Source organism: Pontibacter sp. SGAir0037 (assembly GCF_005491705.1).
Taxonomy (GTDB): Bacteria; Bacteroidota; Bacteroidia; order Cytophagales; family Hymenobacteraceae; genus Pontibacter.
Map to the genome: position 1 here is coordinate 5000073 of NZ_CP028092.1, position 14508 is coordinate 5014580.

Sequence of the window (14508 nt, forward strand, 5' to 3'; positions counted from 1 at the left end):
ATTAGATATATGGCATCAGTTCCTTCATCCATTATTACACGCAACATGGCCGACTTTGCAAAGCAAACCGGTAACGTATATATGTCTGTGGCTGTAATCTCTAAAAGAGCAAACCAGATTTCAGTTAAACTGAAAGAGGAGTTGAATTCTAAGCTGGCTGAGTTTGCAACAACAGTAGATAACCTGGAAGAGGTTTTCGAAAACCGTGAGCAAATCGAAATTTCCAAATATTATGAGCGTTTACCTAAAGCTACTATTCTGGCAACAGAAGAGTTCTTAGAGAAAAAAGTTTACGTTCGTACACCAGACGACGAAGAAGCAGCCGATATATTCTAGAGCGCATGCTCCAGGGTAAAAAAATATTAGTTGGGGTTTGCGGAAGTATTGCAGCTTACAAAGCCGCCTTATTAGTACGCCAGCTCATAAAAGCAGAAGCAGAAGTTCAGGTCATTTTGACGGCTTCTGCTTCTGCTTTTATAACCCCTTTAACACTGTCCACGCTTTCTAAAAGGCCGGTGCTTACTGAGTTTGTGAAGGATACGCAAGGGGTATGGAATAACCATGTAGAACTGGGGCTGTGGGCCGATGCCATGGTGGTAGCGCCTGCCAGTGCCAATTCTGTGGCCAAGTTTGCCAATGGCTTTTGCGACAACCTTTTAAGTGCTACTTATTTATCAGCCCGATGTCCTGTTTTTGTAGCTCCGGCCATGGATCTGGATATGTACCAGCACCCGGCGGTACAGGCAAATTTCAGAAAGCTGCAGGGCTACGGCAATCATATTATTGAAGCGGGATACGGAGAACTGGCAAGCGGGCTGGTGGGGCAGGGGCGTATGGCAGAGCCAGAGGAAATAGTAGAGGTGCTTCAGAAATTCTTTTCAGCAAGTGGAAAATTCGTTTAGCGGTAAAAAAGTACTATTAACAGCGGGTCCAACCTACGAACCTATAGATCCTGTGCGCTTTATAGGGAACCACTCTACCGGTAAAATGGGTTACGCATTAGCAGCGTGTTTTGCAGCGCATGGGGCACAGGTGCAGCTGGTATCCGGCCCAACCAACCTGGCGGCTCAGCATCCTGCTATACAGGTAACATCGGTTACAACAGCTGATGAAATGTATGAGGCGGTAAAGTTATTGGCTGAAGATGCCGATATCTGGGTATTTGCTGCAGCGGTAGCTGATTATAAACCGAAAGTGGCAGCAGATAAAAAGCTAAAGAAATCGGATGCCGAACTTACCATTGAGCTGGTTAAAAACGTTGATATAGCAGCGGCTTTGGGCAAACAGAAACGCGCCGATCAGTTTTCGGTAGGATTTGCCTTGGAAACTGATAATGAAGGGGAGAATGCCAAAGTCAAACTTCAGAAAAAGAACCTGGACATGATTGTGCTGAACTCGCTCCGTGATGCGGGTGCAGGATTCAGGCATGAGACAAATAAGATTACTATAATTGAGCAGGAGGCTACTACCTTGTTCAGTTTAAAACACAAAGATGAAGTAGCACAGGATATCGTAAATCTTGTTTGGGAAAGATTACATGCTTAAAAAAATTGTACTCATATTGTGCTTCGGTATACTGGCTTTGGGAGCAAAAGCGCAGGAGCTGCAGTGCGATGTAGTAGTAAACAGCGAACAGGTGCAGTATACAGACCGGCAGCTGTTCCAGGACATGCAGAATCGCATTTTCGAGTTTATGAACAACCGCCGCTGGACCAACCAGGCTTACCGGGTAGAGGAGCGGATAAAGTGCAGGCTGCTGATCAACCTGACTGAAATGCCGGAGATAGGTGTTTTCAGGGCAAATGTGCAGGTAGTGTCGCTGCGGCCGGCGTACGGTACTGTTTATGAAACGGTGTTGTTTTCCTTTATTGATAAAGACTGGCTGTTTCAGTTTAACAGTGCGCAATTATTAGATTACTCTGATAATAACTATACCTCCAATCTGTCGTCTATGTTGGCTTTTTATGCCTATACAATCATAGGAATGGACAACGACAGCTTTTCGCGGCTGGGTGGTGCCGATGCTTTCGATAAAGCCCGTGCGGTTGTAAACCTGGCAGCTTCCCAGAATACGGCATACCCTGGCTGGAAGCCATTCGAAGGTAACCGCAACCGGTACTGGATTATTGATAACCTGCAGGACCCGCAAATGCTGCCCTTCCGGGAAGGTATTTATACCATGCATCGCCTGGGGCTGGATCTGATGGCAGAGAAGCCGGAGCAAGCCAGGAAATCTATGCTGGCAGTATTGCAGGAAATACAACAGGTGTCGCAGCGAAAGCCCGGGGCAGCTATTATACGTTCTTTCTTCGAAGCAAAGGTAGACGAGTTGGTAAACATGTTTAAAGCAGCAGCGCCAGCCGATAAACAGCAAGCCTATACCTTACTCACACAGGTAGACCCTACTAACAATACCAAATACGAACAGTTACTGAAGCGCTAAGGCTTTCCAATTCCACAGAAAGCATGTATCTTCACGTAATGAGGCAGTAGATGCTGCCCGAATAAAATGCCAGATGGGAAAGCGCCAGCACCGTATTTTCAGAGAACAGATTTCAGGCCGTACAGAAGAGTTACTTCATCAGAAGTCTGTGCAGCTTATTTACCGCAATAAAATGGTACTGCAGGGGCAGATTGTTAAATTAGGCTCAGTACAGCTGGAATTAGTTGATGGCCGGAATCATAAGCACATGGTGCCTTTACAGCAAGTGGAAGAGATTATTTACGATAAAGAAGCTGCCTTTTAAGCCTCGTAAGATCAACACGCACCATTTAAAACTAAAGCTAAGAAAAAGTATAGCATTTAGTAAAACAGCAGTAAATTTATACCTTACCCACGAACTTAGCATAGGCAAAAAGTCTTATACCTTATGTCTGAAGTCTTTTGTCTTTATAGTATATGCTGATAGACTTAAAAATTAAAAACTACGCTTTAATAGAAAAGCTGGAAATGAACCCTTCGCCTGTGCTGAACATCATTACAGGTGAGACAGGAGCTGGTAAATCCATCATGTTAGGAGCAATAGGGCTTCTGTTGGGAAACAGGGCCGATACAAAGCTGCTCTTTAACCAAGCCGAAAAGTGTGTGATAGAAGGTGTGTTTGATGTGTCGTCTTACAACCTGCACGAGATCTTTGCTGCCGAAGACCTGGACTTCGACGACCAATGCATCTTACGCCGCGAGATCAGCCCGAGTGGCAAGTCCCGTGCTTTTGTGAATGATACACCGGTAACGCTGGATGTAATTCGTAAGATAGGAGAGAACCTGATGGATATCCACTCACAGCACGACACGCTGCAGTTGGGCGATACCAGCTATCAGTTAAACATCCTGGACATTTATGCAGGAAATACTGCATCGGCAGGAAATACCACGTTTGATATTTATGCAGGTAATCTCTCTTACCTGAGAAACTATAACGATACTTACCGCAAGTTCAAAAAGCTGGAAAGCGATTATAAAAAACTGACAGACCAGCTGGCACAGGCTCAGAAAGAGCTCGACTACAATACTTTTCTGCTGAATGAGCTGGAGGAAGCCAACCTGCAGGAAGAAGAGCAGGAGAAACTAGAGGCGGAGCTTAAACAACTTGAAAATGCCGAAGACATTAAGCTGAAGCTTACGCAGGCAGTGCAGTCTTTAACCGAGTCTGATTTTAACATCACATCTGCTTTAAAAGATACTGCTTACCTAATCAGCCAGCTATCGCAATTCTCGCCGAAATACGAAGAACTCAGGAGTCGAACCGAAAGCTGTATGATCGAGCTGAATGATATAGCGGGCGAGTTGGAGGATGCGGAACGCCATACGGAAGCTGATCCTGAACGTGCCTCTGAAGTGCAGGAACGTTTAAACATGATCTATACCCTGCAGCGCAAGCACCAGGTGCTAACAGTGGCGGAGTTATTGGCTATACAACACGACCTGGAAACCAAAGTAGGTAGCGTACTGAACTTAGACAACGCTATCGCCAGCACACAGAAAGCCATGCTGGAGGTGGAAAAGGACGTACTGGCAAAAGCGGAGATTCTCTCTGAACGCCGCAAAGATTCTTTCGGTAAATTTGAGCAGGAGCTGTACCGTTTACTGGCAGAGCTGGGCATGCCGAATGCGCGTATTGTTATTCAGCACAGTTCTACGTCACCTTCTGCTACAGGTACCGACGAAATCAGCATTCTTTTTAGTGCCAACAAAGGTGCGCAGCCGCAATCACTGGTAAAAGCAGCTTCGGGAGGTGAATTTTCACGCCTGATGCTCAGTATTAAGTATATGCTGGCCGATAAGGTGGCACTTCCGACTATTGTTTTCGATGAAATAGATACAGGTATTTCGGGTGAGGTAGCTGTTAAGGTAGGCAGAATGATGCAGCAAATGGCGCAGAAGCACCAGATAATTGCTATTTCGCACTTACCTCAGATTGCGGCCCAGGGTAACTCACATTATTTTGTGTATAAAGAAGACCGGGAAGACCGTACCATCAGCCGCGTACGGAAATTAACAGATGAGGAGCGAGTAAACGAAATTGCCCATATGATAGCAGGTGCCAATCCGAGTGCAAATGCGTATCAAAGTGCAAAAGAGTTGTTATCACTATAAGTACTTATTGCTATATTGCCGCTCCATTTATTTTTTCTGATACCTTTGTAAGGTAACAGGCTAAAAAGCGAACAAACAACATAACAATATGTCTTATAATCTGCTAAAAGGAAAGAAAGGAATTATTTTCGGAGCACTGGACGAAAAGTCTATTGCCTGGAAAGTAGCTATGCGTGCCAAAGAAGAGGGTGCTGAATTTGTGCTGACAAATGCACCGTTGGCTATGCGTATGGGTGAGATCAAAAAACTGGCTGAAGCGTGTAATGCTGAAATTGTTCCGGCAGATGCTACCTCAGTAGAAGATCTGGAGAACCTGTTTACAAAGTCTCAGGAGATTTTGGGTGGAAAGATAGACTTCGTGCTGCACTCTATCGGTATGAGCCCAAACATTCGTAAAGGCAAATCTTACGGAGACCTGAACTATGAGTGGTTCCTGAAAACCCTGGATATTTCTGCTCTTTCCTTCCATAAAGTAATGCAGGTAGCAGAGAAGCAGGATGCCATGAACGAGTGGGGTTCTATTGTGGCACTTTCTTATATTGCCGCACAACGTGTGTTCCCTGATTATACCGATATGTCGCAGGCAAAGGCTGTATTAGAGTCTATTGCCCGTAACTATGGCTATCGCTATGGAAAACTGAAAAATGTACGTGTAAACACAATTTCTCAGTCTCCTACTAAAACAACAGCAGGAACAGGTGTAGGCGGCTTCGATGCCTTCTACGACTATGCAGATAAAATGTCGCCGCTGGGCAACGCTTCTGCTGAGGCCTGTGCAGACTACTGCATTACCTTGTTCTCAGACCTGACAAAGATGGTAACAATGCAAAACCTGATGCACGACGGTGGCTTCAGCAGCATGGGTATCTCCGAAGGTATAGTTGAGATGATCAGTAAGTAACAAGTAATGTGCTAATTATTAATGTGCTAATGTGTTTATTAGGTTCATTAAATAATTAGCACATTAATAATTAGCTTATTAGCTTACCCATCCTCCCTGTTCACCGTGTTTATATCAAAGGCGGGAATACAGATAGACCAGTATTCTGTTTCTTCGTTGTATGGGTTGGAGTAACGGATGCGGGCACCGGCTTTAATCAGAATAGTTTCTCCTGCTTTCACTTCTACTTCTTCGCCATCTATTTCTATTAATTTCCGGCCACTGATAACGATCGTTATCTCATCAAATTCAGGAGTTTGATGCGGTTCTCCCCAATGTGGCGGAGCAATCATGTGTGCCACGCTAAAACCTCCTGTTTGTGTGGAGGCATGGCCAAAATGCTCTTCTATTAACTTATTGTCCGGCGTTGGTACCCGGAATGGTTTGGTCTGTTTAAAATATTTCTTTTCGCTCATTACTTAGAAGTTTGAGTGTTGCATTCTCCTTTTTGGTAAGAAGTAACACCTGCTTTTTCTGCTTCGCAGGAGTTGCCGTATGTTTTACCGTCGCAGCCACAAACAGGGTCATACACCATGATACAGGCTGCGTCAGGGTTTACTTTAGATGTATCAATACAATCTGGTGCTTCGGCATTTTTGCACGATAAGAAGCTTGATGTAAACAGCAATAGAATGCCGGCAGTTGCTTTTTTCATAGATGAAAGGTTTTATAAAAAAGAATAAGTACACCGAAAGGTACGAGATATTATGCAGAGCAGTGCTGATTATTTGTGCAGGCTAAGCATGTATTTGCAGCAAGTATAAGCAGTATATATTAACTAACTGTTAAACAAGCCGTATGTATTTTATTGAGCTTGGAAACTTACGAAACGAAACTTTTCGGGTTTTCAAATCGGATAGGCATAGAAAGTATGCTATAAGATACATCAACCAAATATAACCAATATGAACAACGACAATGGAAAAATTCTGATGGCTACCTTAGCAGGTATAGGAGCTGGAGTTGCAGCTGGTATGCTTTTAGCTCCGGATAATGGCCGTGCTACACGCGATACAATAGGAAGAAGCCTGAAAAAAGTAGGCGACGACATGGAGCGTACAGTAAAGAACTGGATGGACAGCCTTGAAAATAAAAAAGTAACAGGTACCGGAAGCAGCTTGCAAATGCGTGGCTCCTGGGATGATGTGAAAGGACAGTTGAAGCAAAACTACGCTGAACTGACAGAAGATGATCTGACCTATGCCGAAGGAAAAGAAGATGAGCTGTTCGGGCGCTTACAGCAGAAACTGGGTAAAACAAAAGATGAGATTGTCAGATTGATTTCTGATTTATAACAGCTGATAAGCAGCTAACACGAAAGCTCAACTACTTCTATAGTTGAGCTTTCGTGTTGTTTACCTGTTTGTAATGTTGGCAACTGCATAAGTTGCTGAATATGACTTCTGTTTCAAATGTAAAGGTTTTTAACTAATTTGGAAGAAAAGTAAAATATAGATATAACTTAATGCTGTGCATCATCGTTATTAAATCAATTACCCAGGAAATAGAACTTTAACCAAATTTAATCTTATACAACTATGAAGGACAATAGCGGAAAAGTAATACTCGCTTTATTGGCTGGTGCTAGCGCTGGTGTTATTGCAGGCTTGTTAATGGCTCCCGACACTGGTGAACAAACCAGAACAAGTGTTAAAAAATGGGCTACTAAACTGAGCAAAGACCTGGAGAAAAACCTGCAGGCCGGTTTAGACGAAATCAAGAACATGAGCAACGACACATTAGATAAGCTTTCTACCGCTGCGAAAGACTTTTCAGGCAAAGCGACAGACACAGCTTCTGATGTAGCTGAGAAAGCAACAGATACTGTGAAAAATGCTACCGGTGGTACTGCTAAAACCGGAGGTACTTCAACTGGTACTGGTGCAGGTACAACTGCAACAGGTGGCGGAAACGCTTAATGGCATGCTGCTTTTGCAGTACACATTAAAGATCTGATAAAGATATTGCGGCACTATGTAAGCGAGTTAAGCTTATGTAGTGCCGCGCAATTTTCGGCCTGTTCTACAACAAGAGCAGGCCGCTTCTGTTTACATCTGGTATGCCTGCTGATAACTTTCAGGCTAGTAACACGTTATTTTAATATAGAAGCTTTTTATAGTTTCTTGATTAAATTGAAAGATGCAATACTATGAAAACAAAAAAGGCAAGTACAACAAGTGCAGAATCAACAACAAGTGCAGCTACTTACGATAGGTTAGGCTTTCGCATTCATACTCCGCAAAAAGAGGAGGCGAAAGAAAGTGCAGGTATAAGTGAGGCGCCTGGCATGATAAAACGTACTATCGAGCGCACCATGAAAGGAAAGACCACAGCTAAAAGCAGTAATACCGGCACATTAGTGGCGAGTGTGCTGGCCGGAGCAGGTGTGGGAGCTTTAGCCGCTGTATTACTGGCGCCGGAAAAAGGGAAAGTACTTCGTACTCAGATTGCTAATTCTGCAGGAGAAGCCGGAGACCTGGTAACACAGCAGATGACAAAAGTGATGGATACCTGCAAAAGCACGATGAACACCTGGACGGGCAAAGTAAAAACCATGGCAAACGGAGCTACATCCGGTAATGGTAAAAGCGAGACAGGTACAGATGATCCCGCCAAATCAAATCCAAGATATTTCTAAGAATATAAAACAACAAGGCCCGGCTACTTCAGTAGCCGGGCCTTGTTGTTTTACAATAGTATCATTATTATTCTTCGTGCTTCTCAGGCTTCATCTGAGGGAAGAACAGTACATCCTGTATAGAATGCGAGTTGGTCATGATCATGGATAAACGGTCTATACCTATTCCAAGACCTGCGGTTGGCGGCATGCCATACTCAAGTGCGCGCAGGAAGTCCTCATCCAGCACCATTGCTTCCACATCACCGCGTTTACCTAGCTCCAGTTGCTCCTCAAAACGGGCACGCTGATCGATTGGGTCGTTTAGCTCAGAGAAAGCATTGCAGATCTCTTTGCCGTTGCAGATGGCCTCGAAACGCTCTACCAAGCCCGGCTTGCTACGGTGCTTCTTCGCCAGCGGGCTCATTTCTACAGGATAATCTGTAATGAACGTCGGCTGAATCAGGTAAGGCTCGCAGGTTTCGCCAAAGATCTCGTCGATGATTTTGCCTTTACCCAGCTTCGGATCCACTTTAATGCCCAGTTTTTCTGCCGTCTGGCGTAGCTCCGGCTCTTCCATCTCCGAAATATCAATTTTCGTGAAATGCTCTATGGCTTCGAACATCGTAAAACGTTTCCAGGGGCGCTGGAAGTTGATGATGTTTTCGCCCACTTGCACCTCTGTTGTGCCGTGCAGGTCCATAGCAACTTTCTCCACCATTTCCTCTACCAGGTCCATCATCCAGTTATAGTCTTTGTAGGCGACATACAGCTCTACCTGCGTAAACTCCGGATTATGGAAGCGGCTCATGCCTTCGTTGCGGAAGTCTTTGGCAAACTCAAATACTCCGTCGAAACCGCCTACGATCAGGCGCTTCAGGTACAGTTCGTTTGCAATACGCAGGTACAGGGTCATGTCCAGCGTGTTGTGGTGCGTTTTAAAAGGTCGAGCTGCCGCGCCACCGTACAATGGCTGCAGGATAGGCGTTTCCACTTCTAAATAGCCTTGGCCACTCAGGAAGCTGCGCATCGAGTTTACCAGTTGCGTACGCTTTTTAAATGTCTCACGTACTTGCGGGTTCACGATCAGGTCTACGTAGCGCTGGCGGTAACGCAGTTCCGGGTCAGTAAAGCCGTCGTACACATGCTCTACGCCGTTTTCATCTATTTCACGCTTTACAACAGGAAGCGGCTTCAGCGATTTTGTCAGAAGTTTAAGTTCGGTTACGTGCACCGAAATTTCACCTACCTGCGTTACAAAGGCGTATCCTTTTATACCGATAAAGTCACCGATGTCCAGCATCTTCTTGAACACCGTGTTGTAAAGGTCTTTATTCTCGCCGGGAGCAATGTCATCGCGCGATACATAGATCTGGATACGGCCTGTGCTGTCCATCAGCTCGGCAAAAGAAGCCTTACCCATAATGCGGCGGCTCATTAAGCGGCCAGCCAGGCTTACTTCCTGATAATTATTCTTTTCCTTATCGAAATTATCCTTTATTTCTTTGGCAGTGGCAGTAACTTCATATAATTCGGATGGATACGGGTTGATGCCCATTTTCTCCAACTCTTCGCGCTCGTGGCGTCTGCGTAGTTCCTGTTCGCTCAATTGCATGCGATTATCTACTAAAAGTGAATGGTTTAGATATAAAGTGCAAAATTGCTAAATAAACAGCAGCTTTTAAAACTATAAGGGCTCAATTGTTCGGCTCTTCAATATTTTGCCTAAATTAACGGTACTATGGCGAGTAACGAAGCTGTAGTCTGCTTTTTAATGTGGCGATGCCTGTTTAAGTGTTTCTGTGCAGGTATAAGTTTGTCGTAAATTCCCCCTGCTTTTGGCACCTTTGCCCCTCGACCTGTTGGTATACTCCGCCTAAATTTGTAATATCAATAAGGCAAATTTAAACCGTTTATACGATGGAAAGTACAGCAGCAAACACCGCTATTACAGTAGAAACAACCGTGCAGGCTCCGGTAGAAAAAGTTTGGAGGTTCTGGACCACACCACACCACATCACACAGTGGAACAATGCCTCCGACGATTGGCATACCCCGCGGGCAGAAAACGATCTCCGCGTGGGCGGCAAGTTCCGGTGCAGGATGGAGGCCAAAGACGGCACCATGGGGTTTGACTTTGAGGGCACCTATACGGCTGTGGAAGAGCACCAACTTATAGCGTATGTTTTGGAGGATAACCGGAATGTGAAGATAGTGTTTGCACCTGCTGAAGAAGGAACCACGGTAACTGAAACCTTTGATGCCGAACAAACCCACTCCGTAGAAATGCAGCAAACCGGCTGGCAAGCAATATTGGATAACTTTAAAAAGCACGTAGAGAAAAACGGAATGCCGGAACGCCTGCATTTTGAGGTAAGCATTGGGGCCAGTGCCGACAAAGTATACCGCACCATGCTCGAGAAAGAAACCTACACAGCATGGACTTCTGTGTTTAACCCCACCTCTTATTACGAAGGCTCCTGGGCGCAGGGCTCCAGAATTCAGTTCCTGGGAACAGGAGAGGACGGCGCAGTAGGCGGTATGGTAAGCAGGATAAAGGAGAATATCCCAAATAAGTTTGTGAGCATCGAACACCTGGGGCTGGTGCAAAACGGTGCCGAAGTAACCAGCGGCCCTGAAGTGGAAGGCTGGGCAGGAGCACTGGAAGACTATACCTTTACAGAAGCTGGCGAAGAAACCATTGTAGCCGTGGATGTCGACAGCAATGAGGAGTTTAAGGATTTTTTTAATGAAACATGGCCCACGGCATTGCAAAAGCTAAAGGCTCTTTGCGAAACAGAGGCATAGGTTGTAATGCAAATTTATTTTAAACCTTCAAGGATCAGACAAAACGATGGCGACCGCAAGCACCTATCTCAATTTTGCAAACCACTGGATGTTTAACTGCAGCGAGAAGAAATAATGATGAGACATCATGCTATTTATCCTTGCCTCTGGTTTGATGGTACAGCCAAAGAAGCGGCTGAGCTTTACCTGACCGCCTTTCCCTACGGCAGCATCATAGCTGATACACCCATGGTGGTTACCTTTGAGCTGGCCGGGCATAAATTTATGGGGCTGAATGGTGGCCCTATGTTCAGGCCCAACCCATCTGTTTCGTTTAACATGTACTTTGAGACGGCAGACGAGCTGGCACAGGCCTGGAACAGGCTGTCGGCAGGGGGGCAGGTGCTGATGGCTTTGGGCGACTACCCGTGGAGCAGGCAGTACAGTTGGGTGCAGGACAAGTTCGGTGTAAACTGGCAGCTGTCGCTCAGAAATAAAGAGGTGCCGCAGCAGCCGTCGACAGCATTTATGTTTACAGGTTCACAGGCAGGCAAAGCCGGGGAAGCTATCCGGTTTTACACAAGTGTATTTGAGCCTGCCAGTATGGGAGAAATAGTTCGCTACGAGGCTACCGATCCTGATGTGGAAGGCACTGTAAAATACGCGCAGTTTACGCTGGGCCAGCAGGCATTTACAGCCATGGACAGTACGCTGGCGCATGCGTTTTGTTTTAGCGAGGGCAATTCGCTGGTAGTTACCTGCAACACCCAGGCAGAGATAGACTACTATTGGAGCAGGCTGAGCGAAGGCGGGCAGGAAGGCCGGTGCGGCTGGCTCAAAGACAAGTATGGTGTTTCGTGGCAGGTAGTGCCTGCCGTTTTGGAGCACCTTATGGCCGACCCTGAAAAAGCTCCGCGTGTAACCCAGGCATTTATGCAGATGAAGAAGTTCGAGATACAACAACTGGTAGAGGCGTAAACCATAGCAGGATTACCTTATTGCAGCAGAGGGCGGGCATGTAGTGTATGCGGCTCTAAAACAAAAAGCCCCGGCAGGCAGAACCCACAGAGGCTTTCATATATGTAGTAGACGATGATGCTTCTTAAGCGGCTGCACCAAGCCGGTAATCTTCGTCCTGCAGCAGCGGCTTTACCTTAGCGGCTAACCTGTCTGCCACAAAGTTGTTTTGCAGATGCTTAGGCAGTTGCTCGATAAAAGTGGTATACTGTTGCAGCCCCATTGCCTGTGCTACATAGCTTTCATGAATACCATTCAGATAGCTTACAATCTCCAACAGCGACTCATGGAAAAGCTTAAAGTCGATGTCGGCCTGCACAAAACGCTCTATCTCGCGGTGCGAGTTGGAGATGCGGAGCCTTCCCAGCAAATCGAACAGGGTGGTGTAGCCGATACGCCACGTAAGCTGCTGCCAGTGCTGCGGCCCAAATTTTTGCAATACTTCCCCTGTACGGCTGCTGCGGATAGCAGTAGCCGGATTTGCCTGCACCTGCTGCCTTAGGGCTTTGGCTTTCAGGCGGCGTGTGGTGCGTAAAAACTGTCCGATCTGTGCCTGTGCCTCCAGCTCCTTGCCTGCAATCTGCAGGCTGGGTTTATAGTGGGCCAGTGGCAAACGGTGCAGGTTAAAGTCGCCATAGTGGCCGGAGGCGTAGAAACTTACCGCCTGCGGATACGCATTCTTCACGACCAGCCGGCCCACCTCGCGCAGCACCAGGGCTTCGTTGTTAGACTGAACACCGCGCGTGTGCAGGAAAGCCTGCAAACCAGCAAACACAGTATAGTAAGCCTGCGGAAAAGTCCAGTGGAGGGCATTGCGCATATACTCAGCGTCGCCCAGCTCGGCTGTGGCACGCAGGGCATACTCTGTGCTCCAGCAGTTAAGCAGCAGGCGCTTCACAGCTTCTAGGTCCTTTTCTGCCACTTCAGAAGTAGCACCTCTAAAGAAAGCCAACTGATCCAGCCCATTACCCGCAGTGTTGTTGAGGTGGTAATTTATGGCGAAAAAGTAGTTGAGAAACACTTGCGCCGGAATAGATTTCTGCCACTCCTCGCCCTCGTGCTTCTGCTCTTCAGGGTACAGCGATAATACGTTTTCTTCGTCTCTCTCTTTCATATAAAGTAAACACTTTTATGCCCTCTTCAGTTGCATTATCTGTTATTTTTGCTATTATTTTTAGTAAAATATAGTATTGAAAATCAAATATTTATAAAAATTATGTGAGATAATGGCAAAAAATTTTAGTAAAGTTTAAGAATTGATTTTATTGCCTGGAAATAAGGTGCAAAGCTTGCTGAAACTGTTTGCTAAAACTGCTGAAGAGGGAGTGTGAAGTAACGCAGAAAGGCAATCCGGAGTACTAAGACATACCTGATACCGGACAGCCTATGGAGCTTTCATACATACTAAATAAACTGGGGGAGGAGCGAGAGCTATATTACAATGCGGTTGCGCCTCCGATTATGCAAAGCAGCAATTTTGCCTGTAAAACGGTAGCTGATTTACGGGAGGTATTGCAGCATGAGCCGGACGTGCCTTTTTATACCCGCGGCAATAACCCTACTGTAACTATACTGGAGCAGAAGATAGCTGCTTTAGAGGGAGCGGAGCATGCTATAGCTTTTGGCAGCGGCATGGCAGCTGTATCGGCAGCTGTGCTATCTCAGGTAAAAGCCGGAGACCATGTGGTGTGCGTGCAGAAACCTTATACCTGGGCCAATGCCTTAATGCGCAGATTCCTTCCTCGCTTTGGGATAGAAGTTACGATGGTAGATGGAACAGATGCAGAAAACTACAGAAAAGCTATAAAGCCTAATACAAAGCTGCTCTACATGGAGAGCCCCAATTCATTTACGTTTGAATTACAGGATATCGCCGCGGTAGCGGCCATTGCGAAAGAACATGGTTGTGCCACAATTATCGATAATTCGTATGCCACGCCGCTTTACCAGAATCCGATAGCCTTAGGTGTAGATTTGGTAGTGCATTCCTGCACAAAGTATATCGGAGGGCACTCAGATGTAATGGGGGGAATTGTTTGTGGAGCGAGAGCAGCCATAAATTCTATTTTCGAGAAAGAGTACATGACCCTGGGTGCAGTGCTCTCGCCCCATGATGCCTCGTTGCTCTTACGTGGCCTCCGGACGCTGCCTATACGCCTCGAGCGTATAGCTGTTTCAACGCGCAAGGTAGTAGCTTACCTGGAGCAGCACCCCAAGGTTGAGCGCGTGCTGTTTCCGTTTTCACCTGCGCACCCCCAGCACCAGCTGGCTCTTAAGCAAATGCGAAACAATGCCGGGCAGTTTTCACTCGTTTTAAAAGCGGAGAAGATGGAGCAGGTAGAGCTGTTTTGCGATAGCCTGCAGAACTTTCTGATGGCTGCATCCTGGGGAGGGCACGAATCGCTTATTTTTCCTGTGGCGGCTTCGTATAAACCTGGGGCATACAAAGCTTCGATGCCGTTCACCACGATAAGGTGTTATATAGGCCTGGAAGACCCGGATTTCCTGATACAGGATCTGGAACAGGCATTGGAGAAGGTTTAGCAATAC

17 protein-coding genes are annotated in these 14508 nt (G+C 46.2%); 13 read left to right on the plus strand and 4 right to left on the minus strand.

The window, feature by feature from the left end:
• Positions 1 to 9: 9 nt before the first annotated feature.
• The 7 genes from C1N53_RS20755 to C1N53_RS20780 all read left to right on the plus strand — a co-directional run bounded on the left by C1N53_RS20755 (position 10) and on the right by C1N53_RS20780 (position 5498).
• Positions 10 to 336: a DNA-directed RNA polymerase subunit omega gene (locus C1N53_RS20755; RefSeq protein WP_137761127.1), complete on the plus strand. Its 327-nt coding sequence runs from the start codon at positions 10 to 12 to the stop codon at positions 334 to 336.
• A 5-nt stretch (positions 337 to 341) separates the two neighbouring features.
• On the plus strand, positions 342 to 902 hold the full coding sequence (locus C1N53_RS23015; RefSeq protein WP_371415937.1) for a flavoprotein: 561 nt from the start codon (positions 342 to 344) through the stop codon (positions 900 to 902).
• Positions 886 to 1545 carry a bifunctional phosphopantothenoylcysteine decarboxylase/phosphopantothenate--cysteine ligase CoaBC gene (gene coaBC, locus C1N53_RS23020; protein ID WP_371415938.1) on the plus strand — a complete coding sequence of 220 codons (660 nt, stop codon included), beginning with the start codon at positions 886 to 888 and terminating at the stop codon, positions 1543 to 1545. Before C1N53_RS23015 ends, coaBC begins: the two co-directional genes overlap by 17 nt.
• Positions 1538 to 2443, plus strand: a complete 906-nt coding sequence (locus C1N53_RS20765) for a DUF4835 family protein (RefSeq protein WP_137761128.1) — start codon at positions 1538 to 1540, stop codon at positions 2441 to 2443. Before coaBC ends, C1N53_RS20765 begins: the two co-directional genes overlap by 8 nt.
• A gap of 73 nt (positions 2444 to 2516) precedes the next feature.
• Positions 2517 to 2747, plus strand: a complete 231-nt coding sequence (locus C1N53_RS20770) for a hypothetical protein (protein ID WP_137761129.1) — start codon at positions 2517 to 2519, stop codon at positions 2745 to 2747.
• Positions 2748 to 2899: 152 nt separating this feature from the next.
• Positions 2900 to 4597, plus strand: a complete 1698-nt coding sequence (gene recN / locus C1N53_RS20775; protein WP_137761130.1) for a DNA repair protein RecN — start codon at positions 2900 to 2902, stop codon at positions 4595 to 4597.
• Between the two features lie 88 nt (positions 4598 to 4685).
• Positions 4686 to 5498, plus strand: a complete 813-nt coding sequence (locus C1N53_RS20780) for an enoyl-ACP reductase (RefSeq protein ID WP_137761131.1) — start codon at positions 4686 to 4688, stop codon at positions 5496 to 5498.
• An 83-nt stretch (positions 5499 to 5581) separates the two neighbouring features.
• On the opposite strand, the gene C1N53_RS20785 is transcribed toward C1N53_RS20780, so the two are convergent.
• A complete protein-coding gene (locus C1N53_RS20785) occupies positions 5582 to 5953 on the minus strand; it encodes a cupin domain-containing protein (protein WP_137761132.1) in 372 nt (123 codons plus the stop codon).
• Entirely contained in the window at positions 5953 to 6192 is a 240-nt protein-coding gene (locus C1N53_RS20790) for a kazal domain protein (RefSeq protein WP_137761133.1), read from the minus strand. Before C1N53_RS20790 ends, C1N53_RS20785 begins: the two co-directional genes overlap by 1 nt.
• A 250-nt stretch (positions 6193 to 6442) precedes the next feature.
• Here C1N53_RS20790 and C1N53_RS20795 point away from each other — a divergent pair, with 250 nt between their 5' ends.
• The 3 genes from C1N53_RS20795 to C1N53_RS20805 all read left to right on the plus strand — a co-directional run bounded on the left by C1N53_RS20795 (position 6443) and on the right by C1N53_RS20805 (position 8175).
• Positions 6443 to 6832: a CsbD family protein gene (locus tag C1N53_RS20795; protein WP_371415939.1), complete on the plus strand. Its 390-nt coding sequence runs from the start codon at positions 6443 to 6445 to the stop codon at positions 6830 to 6832.
• A gap of 243 nt (positions 6833 to 7075) precedes the next feature.
• Positions 7076 to 7456: a YtxH domain-containing protein gene (locus tag C1N53_RS20800; RefSeq protein WP_137761134.1), complete on the plus strand. Its 381-nt coding sequence runs from the start codon at positions 7076 to 7078 to the stop codon at positions 7454 to 7456.
• 230 nt (positions 7457 to 7686) lie between these two features.
• On the plus strand, positions 7687 to 8175 hold the full coding sequence (locus tag C1N53_RS20805; RefSeq protein ID WP_137761135.1) for a YtxH domain-containing protein: 489 nt from the start codon (positions 7687 to 7689) through the stop codon (positions 8173 to 8175).
• Positions 8176 to 8242: 67 nt separating this feature from the next.
• On the opposite strand, the gene lysS is transcribed toward C1N53_RS20805, so the two are convergent.
• A complete protein-coding gene (gene lysS, locus C1N53_RS20810) occupies positions 8243 to 9769 on the minus strand; it encodes a lysine--tRNA ligase (protein WP_137761136.1) in 1527 nt (508 codons plus the stop codon).
• Between the two features lie 305 nt (positions 9770 to 10074).
• On the opposite strand from lysS, the gene C1N53_RS23025 reads away from it, so the two are divergent.
• Together C1N53_RS23025 and C1N53_RS20820 are read left to right on the plus strand one after the other, a co-directional pair.
• Entirely contained in the window at positions 10075 to 10962 is an 888-nt protein-coding gene (locus tag C1N53_RS23025; protein ID WP_137761137.1) for an SRPBCC family protein, read from the plus strand.
• Positions 10963 to 11076: 114 nt separating this feature from the next.
• Positions 11077 to 11919, plus strand: coding sequence for a VOC family protein (locus C1N53_RS20820; RefSeq protein WP_240773314.1), 843 nt, complete (start codon positions 11077 to 11079; stop codon positions 11917 to 11919).
• Between the two features lie 124 nt (positions 11920 to 12043).
• On the opposite strand, the gene C1N53_RS20825 is transcribed toward C1N53_RS20820, so the two are convergent.
• Positions 12044 to 13072: a hypothetical protein gene (locus C1N53_RS20825; RefSeq protein WP_137761138.1), complete on the minus strand. Its 1029-nt coding sequence runs from the start codon at positions 13070 to 13072 to the stop codon at positions 12044 to 12046.
• A 272-nt stretch (positions 13073 to 13344) separates the two neighbouring features.
• On the opposite strand from C1N53_RS20825, the gene C1N53_RS20830 reads away from it, so the two are divergent.
• On the plus strand, positions 13345 to 14502 hold the full coding sequence (locus C1N53_RS20830) for a PLP-dependent aspartate aminotransferase family protein (protein WP_137761139.1): 1158 nt from the start codon (positions 13345 to 13347) through the stop codon (positions 14500 to 14502).
• The last annotated feature ends 6 nt before the right edge of the window (positions 14503 to 14508 follow it).

Bases quoted from the DNA above. Each gene is read 5' to 3' on its own strand.
- C1N53_RS20820 (WP_240773314.1), top strand. From the start codon at position 11,077: ATGATGAGACATCATGCTATTTATCCTTGCCTCTGGTTTGATGGTACA.
- recN (WP_137761130.1), top strand. From the start codon at position 2,900: ATGCTGATAGACTTAAAAATTAAAAACTACGCTTTAATAGAAAAGCTG.
- C1N53_RS20830 (WP_137761139.1), top strand. From the start codon at position 13,345: ATGGAGCTTTCATACATACTAAATAAACTGGGGGAGGAGCGAGAGCTA.
- C1N53_RS20825 (WP_137761138.1), bottom strand. From the start codon at position 13,072: ATGAAAGAGAGAGACGAAGAAAACGTATTATCGCTGTACCCTGAAGAG.
- C1N53_RS23025 (WP_137761137.1), top strand. From the start codon at position 10,075: ATGGAAAGTACAGCAGCAAACACCGCTATTACAGTAGAAACAACCGTG.
- lysS (WP_137761136.1), bottom strand. From the start codon at position 9,769: ATGCAATTGAGCGAACAGGAACTACGCAGACGCCACGAGCGCGAAGAG.
- C1N53_RS20795 (WP_371415939.1), top strand. From the start codon at position 6,443: ATGAACAACGACAATGGAAAAATTCTGATGGCTACCTTAGCAGGTATA.
- C1N53_RS20785 (WP_137761132.1), bottom strand. From the start codon at position 5,953: ATGAGCGAAAAGAAATATTTTAAACAGACCAAACCATTCCGGGTACCA.
- C1N53_RS23015 (WP_371415937.1), top strand. From the start codon at position 342: ATGCTCCAGGGTAAAAAAATATTAGTTGGGGTTTGCGGAAGTATTGCA.
- C1N53_RS20780 (WP_137761131.1), top strand. From the start codon at position 4,686: ATGTCTTATAATCTGCTAAAAGGAAAGAAAGGAATTATTTTCGGAGCA.
- C1N53_RS20805 (WP_137761135.1), top strand. From the start codon at position 7,687: ATGAAAACAAAAAAGGCAAGTACAACAAGTGCAGAATCAACAACAAGT.
- C1N53_RS20800 (WP_137761134.1), top strand. From the start codon at position 7,076: ATGAAGGACAATAGCGGAAAAGTAATACTCGCTTTATTGGCTGGTGCT.
- C1N53_RS20790 (WP_137761133.1), bottom strand. From the start codon at position 6,192: ATGAAAAAAGCAACTGCCGGCATTCTATTGCTGTTTACATCAAGCTTC.
- C1N53_RS20765 (WP_137761128.1), top strand. From the start codon at position 1,538: ATGCTTAAAAAAATTGTACTCATATTGTGCTTCGGTATACTGGCTTTG.
- C1N53_RS20770 (WP_137761129.1), top strand. From the start codon at position 2,517: ATGGGAAAGCGCCAGCACCGTATTTTCAGAGAACAGATTTCAGGCCGT.
- C1N53_RS20755 (WP_137761127.1), top strand. From the start codon at position 10: ATGGCATCAGTTCCTTCATCCATTATTACACGCAACATGGCCGACTTT.